13 protein-coding genes are annotated in these 14,703 nt (G+C 32.7%); 9 read left to right on the top strand and 4 right to left on the bottom strand.

Annotated features, from left to right (window positions below; all coding sequences use genetic code 11):
- Nucleotides 1-64 precede the first annotated feature (64 nt).
- Nucleotides 65-2,125: a M13 family metallopeptidase gene (locus tag IUY40_RS14705; protein WP_195737621.1), complete on the bottom strand. Its 2,061-nt coding sequence runs from the start codon at nucleotides 2,123-2,125 to the stop codon at nucleotides 65-67.
- 223 nt (nucleotides 2,126-2,348) lie between these two features.
- Here IUY40_RS14705 and IUY40_RS14710 point away from each other — a divergent pair, with 223 nt between their 5' ends.
- The 4 genes from IUY40_RS14710 to IUY40_RS14725 all read left to right on the top strand — a co-directional run bounded on the left by IUY40_RS14710 (nucleotide 2,349) and on the right by IUY40_RS14725 (nucleotide 5,653).
- Entirely contained in the window at nucleotides 2,349-3,014 is a 666-nt protein-coding gene (locus tag IUY40_RS14710) for an SCO family protein (RefSeq protein WP_195737622.1), read from the top strand.
- 171 nt (nucleotides 3,015-3,185) lie between these two features.
- Nucleotides 3,186-3,416, top strand: a complete 231-nt coding sequence (locus tag IUY40_RS14715; protein ID WP_129540266.1) for a FeoA family protein — start codon at nucleotides 3,186-3,188, stop codon at nucleotides 3,414-3,416.
- A gap of 8 nt (nucleotides 3,417-3,424) precedes the next feature.
- On the top strand, nucleotides 3,425-5,524 hold the full coding sequence (gene feoB / locus IUY40_RS14720) for a ferrous iron transport protein B (protein WP_195737623.1): 2,100 nt from the start codon (nucleotides 3,425-3,427) through the stop codon (nucleotides 5,522-5,524).
- 6 nt (nucleotides 5,525-5,530) lie between these two features.
- The gene (locus tag IUY40_RS14725) at nucleotides 5,531-5,653 is read left to right on the top strand and encodes a FeoB-associated Cys-rich membrane protein (RefSeq protein WP_195737624.1); all 123 of its coding nucleotides are present in this window, start codon (nucleotides 5,531-5,533) and stop codon (nucleotides 5,651-5,653) included.
- 236 nt (nucleotides 5,654-5,889) lie between these two features.
- Here IUY40_RS14725 and IUY40_RS14730 read toward each other — a convergent pair whose 3' ends face one another.
- The 3 genes from IUY40_RS14730 to IUY40_RS14740 all read right to left on the bottom strand — a co-directional run bounded on the left by IUY40_RS14730 (nucleotide 5,890) and on the right by IUY40_RS14740 (nucleotide 8,957).
- Nucleotides 5,890-6,543, bottom strand: a complete 654-nt coding sequence (locus IUY40_RS14730) for a metal-dependent transcriptional regulator (RefSeq protein ID WP_195737625.1) — start codon at nucleotides 6,541-6,543, stop codon at nucleotides 5,890-5,892.
- 80 nt (nucleotides 6,544-6,623) lie between these two features.
- Nucleotides 6,624-8,495: an Nramp family divalent metal transporter gene (locus tag IUY40_RS14735; protein WP_195737626.1), complete on the bottom strand. Its 1,872-nt coding sequence runs from the start codon at nucleotides 8,493-8,495 to the stop codon at nucleotides 6,624-6,626.
- Between the two features lie 84 nt (nucleotides 8,496-8,579).
- Nucleotides 8,580-8,957, bottom strand: a complete 378-nt coding sequence (locus IUY40_RS14740) for a transcriptional repressor (RefSeq protein ID WP_195737627.1) — start codon at nucleotides 8,955-8,957, stop codon at nucleotides 8,580-8,582.
- 84 nt (nucleotides 8,958-9,041) lie between these two features.
- On the opposite strand from IUY40_RS14740, the gene IUY40_RS14745 reads away from it, so the two are divergent.
- The 5 genes from IUY40_RS14745 to IUY40_RS14765 all read left to right on the top strand — a co-directional run bounded on the left by IUY40_RS14745 (nucleotide 9,042) and on the right by IUY40_RS14765 (nucleotide 14,600).
- On the top strand, nucleotides 9,042-9,386 hold the full coding sequence (locus IUY40_RS14745) for a MerC family mercury resistance protein (RefSeq protein ID WP_195737628.1): 345 nt from the start codon (nucleotides 9,042-9,044) through the stop codon (nucleotides 9,384-9,386).
- A gap of 5 nt (nucleotides 9,387-9,391) precedes the next feature.
- Complete coding sequence (locus IUY40_RS14750) at nucleotides 9,392-10,600, top strand: GTP-binding protein (protein ID WP_195737629.1); 1,209 nt, start codon at nucleotides 9,392-9,394, stop codon at nucleotides 10,598-10,600.
- A 17-nt stretch (nucleotides 10,601-10,617) separates the two neighbouring features.
- Entirely contained in the window at nucleotides 10,618-11,535 is a 918-nt protein-coding gene (locus IUY40_RS14755; protein ID WP_195737630.1) for an NAD(P)/FAD-dependent oxidoreductase, read from the top strand.
- A gap of 185 nt (nucleotides 11,536-11,720) precedes the next feature.
- A complete protein-coding gene (locus IUY40_RS14760) occupies nucleotides 11,721-13,997 on the top strand; it encodes a TonB-dependent receptor (protein ID WP_195737631.1) in 2,277 nt (758 codons plus the stop codon).
- 126 nt (nucleotides 13,998-14,123) lie between these two features.
- Nucleotides 14,124-14,600, top strand: coding sequence for a thioredoxin family protein (locus IUY40_RS14765; protein ID WP_195737632.1), 477 nt, complete (start codon nucleotides 14,124-14,126; stop codon nucleotides 14,598-14,600).
- Nucleotides 14,601-14,703: the final 103 nt, after the last annotated feature.

The following is a 14,703-nucleotide window of genomic DNA, read 5'->3' on the forward strand; positions in this document are numbered from 1 at the left end:
AATCTATGTTTCAATGATAAATAAAAAACGGCTGTCTTATTAGAGACAGCCGTTTTTTATTTATCTACCAAATTTTAACTCGCTTTGATGGCTCTATATACATACCATCTCCTGATTTTATCGAGAATGCTTCATAAAAAGCATCTACATTTTGTAACGGCACATAGGCTCGGTACATTCCTGGAGAGTGAGGATCTGTTTTAACCTGACTTTTTATTGCTTCATCACGACTTTTGGTTCTCCAAACGGTTGCCCATGATATAAAGAAACGTTGTTCTGGAGTGTATCCATCTATTAATCCAGGATTTCCATTAGCTTTTAAATACAATTGTAATCCGTCATAAGCAGCATTTACACCACCTAGATCACCTATATTTTCTCCCAATGTAAACTTTCCATCTACATGAATTCCTGGTAGAGGTTCTAATGCACTATATTGATTTGCCAATGCAGTTCCTAAAGTTGTAAACTGTTTTAAATCATCTGCAGTCCACCAATCAACCAAGTTTCCATTTGCATTATAACGTGCTCCTGAATCATCAAATCCATGAGAAATTTCATGTCCAATTACAGCTCCGATTCCACCATAATTTACAGCCTCGTCTGCTTGATAATTATAAAAAGGTGGTTGCAAAATAGCTGCTGGGAATACAATTTCGTTATATGATGGGTTGTAATATGCATTTACTGTTTGTGGAGACATTCCCCATACAGTTTTATCAACTGGCTGCTTGTATTTAGAAATATTATCATTATAACTCCATTTAGCAAGGTTGATGCTGTTTTCGAAATAATTTCCTCCCTCAGATACGTCTTTGATAACTAAAGCGCTATAATCTTTCCATTTGTCAGGATAGCCAATCTTTATTGCAATTTTATTAAGTTTTTCAATTGCTTTTGTTTTTGTTTCTGCTGACATCCATGGCAAATTAGTAATACGATTTTGGTAGGCCAAAACTATATTCTTAATCATTTTTTCAGCTTTTACTTTTGCTTCAGCTGGAAACATTTTCTCCACATACAATTTACCTAAAGATTCTCCAACTGCCTGATTTATTACCTGAAGTGCTCTTTCTTCACTAGGACGTTGTTTTATCGCTCCAGTTAATGTTTTTCCATAAAAATCGAAGTTAGCATCTTCTATTTGAGTAGTTAACTGTGATGTTGATTTATTTAAAGCTGTCCATTTTAAGTATTCTTTCCAAGCAGCTACTTTATTTTCAGTGAAAATTGTTTGTAACGCTTTCATGTAACGAGGTTGTGTTACAATAATCGTATCTGCTTTTGCCATTCCTATACCTGCAAGATATTTATCCCATTGAATTGCTGGTGTCATCTTTTTAAGATCGGCTACTGCTGTTGGATTATATTGCAATCTTCCATCTCTACGCTCTACACGGTCTAATCTTGGAGCTGACATAGCTGTTTCTAATGCTAAAATTTGAGCAGCACTCTCTTTAGCCATTTGTGGAGACTCTCCGATAAACTGCAACATTCTTGCAATATGAAGTTCGTATTTAGCACGCTTTTCTTTAGAGTCTTTATCTTCAGATACGTAATAATCTTTATCAGACAACCCTAATCTACCAACACTTAAACTAACCGAATTAATATTACTGTTCTTTTTGTCTGCACTAACATAAATTCCAAAAAATCCAGCTCCTCCTATAGGTTCCATCTCTATTAGAAAATTCTGCAAATCTGCTACATTTTTGATAGCGTCTATTTTAGTCAAATAAGGTTTTAATGGTTTAATCCCTAACTTATTTCTTCCAATAGTATCTAATATTGTATTAAAAAGTGCGATTGCTTTTCCTTGCTCTGAAGTTGATTTATACTTTTGACTTTTTGAGGCCTCCTTTAAAATTGCCAAAGCATCATTATCAGTCTTCTGACGTAGTTCATTAAAACTTCCCCATGCATTTCTATCGCTTGGAATTTCAGTTTTATCTAGCCAAGTTCCGTTTACATAACGAAAGAAATCTTGGCTTGGCTTAACTCTTTTATCCATCAAAGTAACATCAATACCCGATGCTTTTGGTGTCGTACTTTGCGCTTGACTAATTGTAAATCCTAACACTGCAGGAATAGCAAATAACAAATGCTTATTAATTTGTCTTTTCATATTTTGTTTTTGTTTAGTATTCACAAACTTATTGTTATTATTTTAAATAAAATGTTAACAATAATAAGATTTTTTGTTTCAAATTTCTAAATATCCAATTATTCTAAAAAAATAAAATGATTAAATCCTTACTTAAAGAAAATCACAGCCTTAATTTGGTTAAAAAAAACAATGTTACCTTATTTAAAAAGAGGTTTTTGTACTTTTGCACCAAATTATTTTTATGAAATCTTTACTATACAAATACAGGAAATTTTTCTTGGTTCTTTTCGTGTTTTCTGCTATTACAATTTCGTTGTTTTATTCTGCATTAAAACCTAGTAGAACATTGCCTATTTATAATCCAGCCGATGTAAATCCCGAACTGGTTGATAGCACTATGCAATATAAAAGTAAGTATCATACAATTGCTGATTTTGCATTTGTAAATCAGAATGGTGATACCGTTACTCAAAAAGATTATGAAGGAAAGATATATGTCGCAGATTTCTTTTTTACGACTTGCGGTTCTATTTGTCCAAAAATGACTGCTAATCTAGCCGATGTTCAAAAAGCAATTTTGAACAATCCAAAAGTAAAATTACTTTCACATACTGTATTTCCAGAAACTGATAGTGTTCCTGTCCTAAAAGCATATGCTATAAAAAATGGCATTATAGACAGCAAGTGGAATCTTGTTACTGGTGACAAAAAAGAGATTTACACTATGGCTAGAAAATCATATTTAGCTGTAAAACTAGGAAGACCTGATCAATTATACGATATGGTACATACTGAGAACTTTATTTTAGTAGATCAAAAGAGAAGAGTTCGTGGTTTTTATGACGGAACCAAAAAAGAAGATATTCAAAAACTAATAGAAGATATTAACTTTTTGTCTACCGAATAAGTTCTCCTGCTTAAAATTACCTTTAAAAGAGTTAATTCACTGAGTAAAAAATTTTGCTAAATCTGATTTCATATGTGAATTATATCTTAAAACAGTGAAACCATAGCGTAAAATGACCTCAAATAAATATTAAATGATTAATATTGCAATATTAATTCAATCTAAATAAACTTGAAACATTCTATCCACTCCCTTAAAAAAGGCGAAAAAGCCACTATCAAAGAGTTTGATATTGATCTCGTTCCGTTGAAATTATTAGAAATGGGATGCTTACCAGGTAACATGGTCGAATTGCTTCAAATTGCTCCTTTTGGAGGTCCTTTATATTTGAATATTAATGGTTCACATGTAGCTATTCGCATTGAAACAGCACGTGTAATTGAAGTAGAAATAATCAAATAGAATTTGCAATGAGTATTCAAAATATAAATGTAGCCTTAATAGGTAATCCAAATACGGGGAAAACTTCTGTTTTTAATCAATTAACAGGTCTTAATCAACAAGTAGGAAACTATCCCGGAATTACCGTTGAGAAAAAAATGGGCTTTTCTAAATTGCCAAATAATATCAAAGCCAACATTCTCGATTTACCGGGAACATATAGTTTAAACGCCAGCTCTATCGATGAGAATATGGTAATTGAACTTTTGTTGAATAAAAACGACAAATTATATCCAGATGTAGCATTAGTTGTTACTGATGTTGAGAATCTTAAACGAAATTTACTACTCTATACTCAAATAAAAGACCTTGAAATTCCAACAATATTAGTTATTAATATGGCTGATAGAATGAAATCTAAAGGTATTTCTCTAGATATCCCATATCTTGAAGAGCACTTAAAGACAAAAATTGCTTTAATAAGTTCACGTAAAGGACATGGAATTGATGAACTCAAGAACCTGATTGTTGACTACAAAAACCTTCCAAATGAACCTTGCTTAAACGCATCGGTTATTGATCCAGAATATTTTAAAAGCTTACAACATGCTTTTCCTAACCAACTATTGTACAAATTATGGTTGGTAATTACTCAGGACGTCAACTTTTTAAATTTAGATAGAAATGAAATCAGAAGTACGTTTACCAAATCCCACTCTGAATTAAAACGCTTACAACAAAAAGAAACGATTAAAAGATATCAATTTATAAATGATATTTTAAAAGAAGGATTAAAAGTAGACGGTACAGTGGCTACAGATTTCCGTGCCAAACTAGACCGCATATTAACACACAAGGTTTGGGGCTATGTAGTGTTTTTTGCCATTCTATTTATAATATTTCAAGCTATATTCCAATGGGCTACAATACCTATGGATTTTATAGACAGTGCATTTGCATCATTAAGTGCATTAGCAGCAGAAAGATTACCAAGTGGCATCCTAACTGACTTAATTTCTCAAGGAATCATCCCTGGAATTGGTGGAATTTTAATATTTATTCCTCAAATTGCGTTCTTATTCCTATTCATTTCTATACTTGAAGAAAGTGGATATATGAGCCGTGTAGTTTTTCTTATGGATAAAATCATGCGTAAATTTGGATTATCAGGAAAAAGCGTTGTTCCTTTAATTTCTGGTACTGCCTGCGCAATTCCTGCAATTATGGCTACTCGTAATATCGAAAACTGGAAAGAGCGATTAATCACTATTTTGGTAACTCCATTTACAACTTGTTCAGCTAGATTACCTGTTTACGCAATTATCATTTCGTTGGTAATTCCCGATGAACGTCTTTTTGGATTCCTTAACATGCAAGGATTAACCCTGATGTTATTGTACCTTTTAGGTTTTGGAACAGCAATTCTATCTGCTTATATTTTAAATAAGATTCTAAAAATAAAAAATAAAACATATTTTGTAGTTGAAATGCCAAGCTACAAAACCCCATTATTTAAAAACGTTGCAATAAATGTAGTTGAGAAAACGAAAGCATTCGTTTTTGGCGCAGGAAAGATAATCTTGGCAATATCTGTGGTGTTATGGTTTTTAGCCTCATACGGACCTGGAAAAAACTTTAACGAAGCTGAAGCCATCGTAATGGAAAGACACAAAGACAAGCCTCTAGATGATTTTGAATTTGAAGAAGCTGTTGCATCTCAAAAAATAGAAAACTCTTATATCGGATTGATGGGTAAAACTATCGAACCTGTAATCTCCCCTTTGGGATACGATTGGAAAATTGGTATTGCAATTATTAGTTCTTTTGCAGCTAGAGAAGTATTTGTAGGTACCCTAGCAACTATCTACAGCGTAGGTGGTACCGATAATGAGGCCACAATAAAAAGCAAAATGCAAGAAGAGATCAATCCACAAACTGGTGAAAAAATCTTTAATTTTGCTTCAGGAATCTCATTACTATTATTTTATGCATTTGCATTACAATGCGCAAGTACCCTTGCAATTACAAAAAAAGAAACAAACTCTTGGAAATGGCCAATGATTCAACTCGTATTAATGAGTGGTTTCGCCTATATTACAGCTTTATTAGCTTATCAACTATTAAAATAATACATCATGGTACAAGAAATTATAGCTTTTGTAGTTTTGGCAGTAGCAATTGCTTTCTTAATTCGTAAGTATTTCTGGAAATCTAAGAAGAAGGGAAATTGCGGAGAAAATGACTGTGGATGTCACTAGGTTTGAGACACTAAGTTTTTTTAAGGCTCAAAGGACTAAAGAAACAAAGGTTCAAAGGTTGATCGGTTTATGTATAAACAGACAATCTTTGAACCTTTTTAATTTTTAATGCAATCTTTACTTCCCCCTGAGCAGTGCCAAAGGGTATACGGACTTCGACTCCGTTCACCCTTAAAATATTGAGTTTATTTTCACACATAAACTAAACCTTTGTTAATTACAATCTTAGCGCCTTTTTAAAGTAACTTCACAAACAAATTTGAAGCTATTTTATTAGAAATTGTCAATTCCATTTGATTTACTTTAATTTTTAAAGACAAATCGAAGCTTTCTTTGAATAAACATTCAATTTTAGATCCCAAAGCGATACCTTGTTTGTCAAGGTATTGCAAGAATTCTGAAGAGGTATCTTTTACACCAACGCAAATACCAACTTGCTTTTCTACAAGTTCTGAAAGCAATTGTTTTTCAACTTTAATGATTCGGCCTTGCGCATCAGGAATCGGATCACCATGTGGATCTTCAGTAGGATTCCCAAGAAAATCATCCAATTTATTGATTAATTGTTCAGATTTAATATGTTCCAATTGTTCTGCAATATCATGAACTTCGTCCCAAGAAAAATCAAGTTTATCTACTAAAAAGACTTCCCACAAGCGGTGCTTACGAACAATCATTTTGGCTGCTAGTTTTCCATTTTCAGTAAGCGATACACCTTGGTATTTTTTGTAATTTATCAAATCCTTTTCTGATAATTTCTTAAGCATATCTGTTACCGATGAGGCTTTTGTCTCCATCATTTCAGCAATAGCATTGGTACTAACCTCAGCTTCAGAAGAAGTAGTTAAATGATAAATAGCTTTTAGGTAGTTTTCTTCTGAGAAGGTCATTAGATTTTAGATTTTAGAATGTTGATTTTAGATTTTAAAGAGAGTCTCTACCTCTTTGGATCTTTGTTCCTCTAAAAGAACTATTTTTTAACAATAAACAAAGGTATTGAAATTTTATGACGCAGTTTATCGACTGTTGTACCAAAAATCAAATCTTTGAAGCCTGTATGTCCGTGCGTTCCCATAACCAAAATATCAAAATTTCCTTTATTAACAATGATCGGAATAATATTGTTTGCCTTACCAAATCCGAGTTCTGTCTCGATTTTAAATCCTTTTGCGGTAAGCATCTCTTTATATTCTAACAACAGTTTTTCATCGATTGTTGTTTCATGATCATCAACATTTTTACCATACATAAGAGCACCAACCGTTTCTACCACATGGATTAAAGTATAATTACCATCTATTCCGCCTAATTCTAAAGCACTGTTAATTGCTGCCTCATCGGCACTAGAGAAATCAACAGAAATTGCAATATTTTTTTTGCTATATGCTTCTTTCACAGAAAACTGCAAGGAAATATTATGAGGTGAATGATTATGTATCTTAGATTTTGCGCGTGCAATAAACGGTTTAAAAACAATATAAAGCAATAAAACTAAAAATGCAATTGCCAGAGGCACCACAGTAACCCAAAGCACTATAGGATTCTCTGAAGCTTCTAACCAACCACTTATTTCGTCATAAACCAATTTCCCATTTAGAGATACAATAATCAGAGCAATAATCCAGGCTGTAACCTGAGTTAATCTACTAATATGAAACCCCTTCATCTTTGTTTTATCACTTACAAAATGTATTAGCGGAATAATTGCAAATCCCAATTGCAAACTCAAAATTACCTGACTTAGAATTAATAATTTTCCGGTGATACTGTCGCCATAAATCAAGATTACAATTACTGCTGGAACAATAGCAATTAGACGTGTTATTATACGACGAACCCAAGGCTGGATTCTTAAATTCAAATAGCCTTCCATAACGATTTGACCTGCAAGAGTCCCTGTAATTGTTGAACTTTGTCCTGCTGCAATTAAAGCAACTGCAAAAAGCACCGGTGCCCATTTAGTACCTAAAAGTGGTTCGAGAAATTGATGTGCATCCTGAATTTCAGCAACTTCAAACATCCCATTTCGATGAAAAGTTGCAGCCGCCAAAATCAAAATAGCAGCATTTACAAAGAATGCAAGATTAAGAGCAATAGTTGAATCTATCAAGTTATATTTCAATGCTTGCTTAATTCCAGCCGTACTTCGATCAAATTTCCTAGTTTGTACTAAAGAGGAATGCAAATACAAATTATGAGGCATTACAGTTGCACCAATAATTCCGATTGCAATATATAAAGCAGCTGAATTAGGAAGAGATGGGATCAATCCGTATAATACTTTATCTAGTTCTGGTTCAGCAAAAATCATTTCAAAAACAAATGAAAACCCAATTATTGCAACCAAAACAATGATAAAAGCTTCCATTTTTCGGATGCCTTTATTAATTAAGAATAACAATAAAAAAGTATCCAGAACAGTAATTAAAACCCCTTCGATGAGCGGAATATCAAACAACAAATTAATACCAATTGCCATTCCTAAAACCTCAGCAAGATCACAGGCTGCAATGGCTACTTCGGCAAGAATATATAATATATAATTGATGAATTTAGAATAGGTTTCTCTTGAAGCTTGTGCCAAATCACGTTGGGTCACGATTCCTAATCGGGCACTAAGACTTTGTAATAACAAAGCCATTAAATTACTCATTAGCAAAACCCAAAGTAAAGCATATCCAAACTGACTTCCACCTGCGATATCTGTCGCCCAGTTCCCAGGATCCATATAACCCACACTCACTAAATAAGCTGGTCCAAAAAATGCTAGAATTTTTCTAAAGACTGATTTTTTATTTTGCGTTTGAACCGATTGGTTAACTTCTTCAAGAGATTTAGTCATTTCATAAAAATTATTAAAGCAAATATATGTAAAAATCGCATTGCTCAAACATTATTTTTAGTCTTGCCTAAATGTTAAATGAAATTATAAACAATTCGGACACAATCCCGAAAGAGTAAAATTGACATCATTAACCTTATAATTACGGGGAATAATATAACTTGGTTGCACATTTTCCATACAGGTAACTTTTAAACATTTTTCGCAACTAAAGTGCACATGATTGTGAATATGCACATGATTTTCGTGATGGCATTTAGCATATTTAATAGTTCCATCAAGATTCACGATCTTATGAATAACATCTTCATTGACCAAACGATCTAAAATCCTATAGATTGTGACCCTATCACACAAATCCTGAGTTAGTTTATGAATCTCAGAATGAGATAATGCCGAATCTGAATTTGCAATTAAATCTAAAATGGCTCCTTTGGCCACGGTATTACGGGTAACTTTCATGAATAAAATATTAACGCAACATTGTTGCATTTGAAATAATTTTCTATATTTGCAACATAATTGCATTAAGCTAATATACACAATATGAATACAAAAACAACTTTTAATTGGGACTTTTTAGGGATTTCAAGCGCAACGATATGCCTCGTACATTGTTTAGTGTTTCCTATATTAACAATACTTCCACTTGGTATAACCCATAATCCTATAATCGATTTACTTTTTGCATCCATCGGTTTTTTTGCAGTTATAAAAATAGTAAAAAAAGCGACTCTACCTGTTAGTAGTATTCTGGTTTTATCAATAGCACTAATTTTTATAAGCATAATTATAGAAATTATATTAGATGTTCACACCTACCTAATCTTTATTGGAGGAATTGGGATGATAATTGGTCATTATATAAACTACAGAAGCCATAAAAAATAACGACAATGAAAAAACTACCTGTAACTGTGTTAAGTGGATTCCTTGGAGCTGGAAAAACTACCTTACTCAACCATATTCTCCACAATAAAGAAGGATTAAAAGTTGCCGTAATAGTAAATGATATGAGCGAAATAAATATCGATGCACAACTTGTAAAGAATGAGCATACATTACACCGCACAGAAGAAAAATTGGTCGAAATGAGTAATGGCTGTATTTGCTGCACTTTACGTGAAGATTTAATGATTGAAGTTGAAAAACTCGCAAAGGAAAACCGTTTTGACTATTTGCTTATCGAAAGTACTGGTATAAGCGAACCCATTCCAGTTGCCCAAACATTCTCGTTTGTAAATGAGGATGAAAACATTGATTTGTCACGATTTAGTTATGTTGATACAATGGTTACTGTTGTAGACAGCTATAATTTTTTTAAAGACTTTGGTTCTGATGAAACACTCGTAGACCGAAACGCATCTGATATTAAAAATGACAATCGCACAATTGTCAATCTATTAGTAGATCAGGTAGAATTTGCTAATGTTATTATTCTAAACAAAACCGATTTAATAAGTGTTGACTCACTCGAAATACTTAAAGCTTCCATTCATAAACTAAATCCCGTTGCCAAAATACTTACTTCGGTTTTAGGAAAAATAAATCCCGTTGAAATTATAAACACAGGACTATTTAATTTTGAAGAAGCTGAAACTTCAGCTGGCTGGATTAGAGAACTAGAAGGAATTCACACACCTGAAACTGAAGAATACGGAATTAATTCTTTTGTCTTTCGCAATCCAAAACCATTTCATCCGCAACGATTTTGGAATTTTATTAAATCTGAATTTCCTGCAAATATAATTAGAAGCAAAGGATTATTATGGTTGGCATCACGTCCTGAACAAGCCATTAACTGGAGCCAAGCTGGCGGCTCAATGAAAGCTGAAGGTGCAGGTGTTTGGTGGGCAAGTATGCCTCTTGGTGAACGAATGACGTTTAATAACTTCGTCGACTATCAAGATGTAATCGAAGAGCGTTGGACAACTGATTTTGGCGACCGTCTTAATGAGATTGTTTTTATAGGTCAAAAAATGAACGAAGATAAAATACTTGAAGAACTTAAGAAATGCCTTTGCACCCCAGATGAAATTATAGCTTATCAAAATGGTATTTTCCCAGACAAAGACCCTTTCCCTATTCCAAGAGTATTTTCGTAAACACTAAACATAAAATCATGATAAATTACAATATATATGATGTAATAATTATTGGAGGCAGCTATTCAGGTTTTTCTGCTGCAATGACACTGGGGCGCTCTTTACGAAAAGTATTAATAATAGACAGCGGAAAACCTTGCAACCAACAAACTCCATATTCACACAATTTCATAACTCAAGATGGTAAAAAACCTTCGGATATAAATGCTAAGGCAAAAAAACAAGTCTTAAAATACCCAACTGTGACTTTCGTTGAAGATAAAGTGATTAAATCCCTAAAAAAAGAAACAGTTTTCGAAATACAAACGGAAAGAAAAGAAGTATTTTTAGCAAGAAAATTACTTTTTACAACAGGATTAAAAGATATATTTCCAGAAATAAATGGATTTGCAGAATGCTGGGGAATTTCAATATTACATTGCCCATATTGCCACGGATACGAGGTGAAAAATGAAAAAACTGGCATTATTGCAAACGGAGCTATCGGATATGAGTTTACCAAAATGATTTCAAATTGGACAAAAGACTTAACCGTTTTCACAAACGGTAAAACAACCCTAACCGAAGAACAAACTGCAGTCTTAAGAAAAAATAATGTAGCTGTTGTAGAAAATGAAATTGATTATTTCTTACACAATGAAGGCAAGATAATGAGCATCATTTTTAAGAACGGAGCTAAAACTCCTGTGAAAGCACTTTATGCTAAACCTCCATTTGAGCAACACACACTTTTACCACAAGAATTAGGCTGTGAAATAACAGAACAAGGCTTAATAAAAGTCGATGAATTTCAAAAAACAACTATTGCAGGCATTTATGCAGCAGGTGACAATAGCACATTTGGTCGTTCGCTAGCTCTAGCAGTTTCAACAGGATCTGTAGCTGGTACTATAATAAACAAGGAACTTATAGAAGAATATTTTCTTAAAACATAATCACAAAATCATTTTAAGTATTTTGGTTTTTATCTAATCTGAATTGTTTTGGTTTGCAATTGAGATGGTAAGCGGTTCATTCTTAATAATGAGCCGCTTTTTTAATGTTTAAATATATTTTAATCATTAAAAGTGTATTTATCAAATATAATTTTTAGATTTGTCTAAAATATAATTTATATAAAATGAAATATTTATTTACAATACTACTGTTTTTAATGCTTCAGGTCTCTTTTTCACAAAATACCACTTCAATTTCAGGAAAAGTATCTATCGAAAATTCAGAAACTCAACAAGCAGATGTTCAAATACTAAAAATTAATTATAAAACCCAAACGGATAGTTTAGGCAATTACAAATTAGAAGCTATTCCGCTAGGCAATTATAAAATTCAAATTTCATCACTTGGTCAAAAAACAATAACTAAGAATATTATTATTAAAGAAAATGAGTCTTTGACTTTAGATTTTGAATTAAAAAGTAATGAAAATGAGCTAAATGAAGTCGTAATTTCGGGAACATTAAAAGCCGTAAAACGTTTAGAAAGTGCTGTTCCTGTAGAAGTTTACACACCCGTATTTTTTAAGAAAAACCCAACAGCTAATATTTATGAAGCTTTACAAAATGTAAATGGAGTACGACCTCAACTAAATTGTGGTGTTTGTAACACTGGAGACATTCATATAAATGGTCTCGAAGGTCCTTATACTGCAGTAATGATTGATGGAATGCCAATTGTGAGCAGTTTATCAACCGTTTATGGATTATCAGGAATTCCGAATTCACTGGTTGAAAGAATAGAAATTGTAAAAGGTCCTGCATCTTCCTTATACGGAAGTGAGGCTGTTGGTGGATTGATAAATATTATAACAAAAAGTGCCAGCAATGCACCCGTTTTCTCTGCTGATGTTTTTACAACAAGTTGGCTGGAAACAAATGTAGATTTAGGAGTAAAATTCAATGCTGGAAAAAATGCAACAGCTTTATTGGGAATTAATTATTTTAATTACAACCAAAAAATTGACAATGATAATGATGGTTTTACAGATGTTACGCTTCAGGATCGCATATCAGTATTTCAAAAATGGACTTTTAAAAGGAAAGAAAATAGAATCTTCACTATTGCAGGACGCGGAATGTATGAAGATCGTTGGGGCGGAGATCTACGTTGGGAGAAAAAATACAGAGGTGGTGATGAAATTTATGGAGAAAGCGTTTATACCAAACGCGGCGAACTTATAGGAAGTTATCAATTACCAACTGATGAAAAATTGATATTTTCATTCTCTGGTAATCTACATTATCAAGACAGCCGCTACGGAACTACCTCTTATATTGCCAACCAAAAAATAGGTTTTGCCCAACTTACTTGGGACAAGAAAATCAGAAATAACGATTTACTTGCCGGAATTGCTTCACGTTACACTTATTATGACGACAATACCACATCTACACAAGTGCAAGGAAAAAACAATCCAGACAAAACATGGCTACCTGGTATATTCTTGCAAGATGAAATAACATTCAACGAAAAACACAAAATACTTTTAGGCCTTCGTTACGATTACAACTCTATTCATGGGAATATCATAACACCACGATTTGCTTATAAATTAAAATTCAATGATAACAATATCCTTCGATTTAACGCAGGAACAGGATATAGAGTAGTGAATTTATTTACAGAAGACCACGCCGCTTTAACTGGATCAAGAGAAGTTATCATTGCTAATAATCTAAATCCTGAAAAATCAATCAATGCTAACATAAATTACATCAAGAAAATATACTTTAACAGTGGAACATTTATTGGTATCGAAACTACTGCATTTCACACTCGTTTTAGCAATAAAATAATTGCGGATTATGAAACTGATCCGAACAAAATTATATATGATAACATTAATGGGCACGCTGTAAGTCAGGGAATCAGCACAAACATTGACGTTAATTTCAATAACGGATTAAAATTAATTGCTGGCGCAACGATCATGGATGTTACAAATATTGAAAATGGAATCCGTGAAAGACCATATCTAACGGAGAAATTTACAGCAACTTGGAGTGCTTCGTATAAAATTAATCCAATTGATTTAGCAATTGACTATACTGTAAATTTATATAGCCCAATGAAATTACCTTTATTAGGTGATAACGACCCGAGAAGCCCAAATTCACCTTCGTATAGTTTACAAAATATTCAGTTTACCTATACAGGTTGGAAAAATTTCGAGTTATATATAGGAATCAAAAACCTTCTTAACTTTACACCTAAACGAAACAATCCCTTCCTGATTTCGAGAACCAACGATCCTTTTGATAAAAATGTAGATTATGACCCAAACGGAAAAGTACTTGTAACACAAAGTAACCCGTACGGAATGACATTTGACACAACTTATGTTTATGCTCCAAATCAAGGAATACGCAGTTTCTTCGGATTGCGCTATAACCTGAGATAAAAAACTTATGCCACAGATTATAAAAATTAAAAGAATTTCAATCCTTTATGTACTTTGCGTATCCCGATAGCTATCGGGACTTTGTGTACTTTGCGGTTAAATTATCGCTGGCAAAAAACAAAACAAATGAAAAAGCTAATTCTAATCATTTTCTTTATAGGAATTAACTCCACTGGATTTGCTCAACTACGCTCCTATTCGTTTGAACAAATAGACAGTTTACAGCAAATCCAAAAGCGGAAAGTCATCGTTTTTATCCACACCGATTGGTGTAAGTATTGTCAGGCAATGAAGAATTCGACCTTTAAAAACAAAAAAATAATAGAACAACTCAATAATGAATTCTATTTTATAGATTTTCATGCTGAAGAAAAAAGAACAATTCGTTTTAATAATCGGGCATTCCACTATAAACCAAATGGAAATTCAAGCGGAGTTAATGAATTAGCAATTCAATTAGGAACCGTTAATAATCAATTAACTTATCCAATCATTTGTGTCTTAAATTCCGAAAATGAAATTATATTCCAAGACACAAACTATTGCAATGCTAAAGACTTAGAACTGATTTTGTCCAAACTGAAAAAACAGGATAAAAGCTAGCAATATAAATCTATTTAAATGAAGCGTTTAAACTTATATTTTCTTAAATAACTTACATGGTTAAAAGAATTCTATGTTTTTAAATTATCTCCTGATTAAACCC

The organism is Flavobacterium sp. ALJ2, assembly GCF_015594725.1.
In the GTDB taxonomy this organism is placed as follows: domain Bacteria; phylum Bacteroidota; class Bacteroidia; order Flavobacteriales; family Flavobacteriaceae; genus Flavobacterium.

What these genes read in the sequence shown, in the direction of transcription:
- IUY40_RS14705 (WP_195737621.1), bottom strand. Translation starts at nt 2,125, where the DNA reads ATGAAAAGACAAATTAATAAGCATTTGTTATTTGCTATTCCTGCAGTG.
- IUY40_RS14710 (WP_195737622.1), top strand. Translation starts at nt 2,349, where the DNA reads ATGAAATCTTTACTATACAAATACAGGAAATTTTTCTTGGTTCTTTTC.
- feoB (WP_195737623.1), top strand. Translation starts at nt 3,425, where the DNA reads ATGAGTATTCAAAATATAAATGTAGCCTTAATAGGTAATCCAAATACG.
- IUY40_RS14725 (WP_195737624.1), top strand. Translation starts at nt 5,531, where the DNA reads ATGGTACAAGAAATTATAGCTTTTGTAGTTTTGGCAGTAGCAATTGCT.
- IUY40_RS14730 (WP_195737625.1), bottom strand. Translation starts at nt 6,543, where the DNA reads ATGACCTTCTCAGAAGAAAACTACCTAAAAGCTATTTATCATTTAACT.
- IUY40_RS14735 (WP_195737626.1), bottom strand. Translation starts at nt 8,495, where the DNA reads ATGACTAAATCTCTTGAAGAAGTTAACCAATCGGTTCAAACGCAAAAT.
- IUY40_RS14740 (WP_195737627.1), bottom strand. Translation starts at nt 8,957, where the DNA reads ATGAAAGTTACCCGTAATACCGTGGCCAAAGGAGCCATTTTAGATTTA.
- IUY40_RS14745 (WP_195737628.1), top strand. Translation starts at nt 9,042, where the DNA reads ATGAATACAAAAACAACTTTTAATTGGGACTTTTTAGGGATTTCAAGC.
- IUY40_RS14750 (WP_195737629.1), top strand. Translation starts at nt 9,392, where the DNA reads ATGAAAAAACTACCTGTAACTGTGTTAAGTGGATTCCTTGGAGCTGGA.
- IUY40_RS14755 (WP_195737630.1), top strand. Translation starts at nt 10,618, where the DNA reads ATGATAAATTACAATATATATGATGTAATAATTATTGGAGGCAGCTAT.
- IUY40_RS14760 (WP_195737631.1), top strand. Translation starts at nt 11,721, where the DNA reads ATGAAATATTTATTTACAATACTACTGTTTTTAATGCTTCAGGTCTCT.
- IUY40_RS14765 (WP_195737632.1), top strand. Translation starts at nt 14,124, where the DNA reads ATGAAAAAGCTAATTCTAATCATTTTCTTTATAGGAATTAACTCCACT.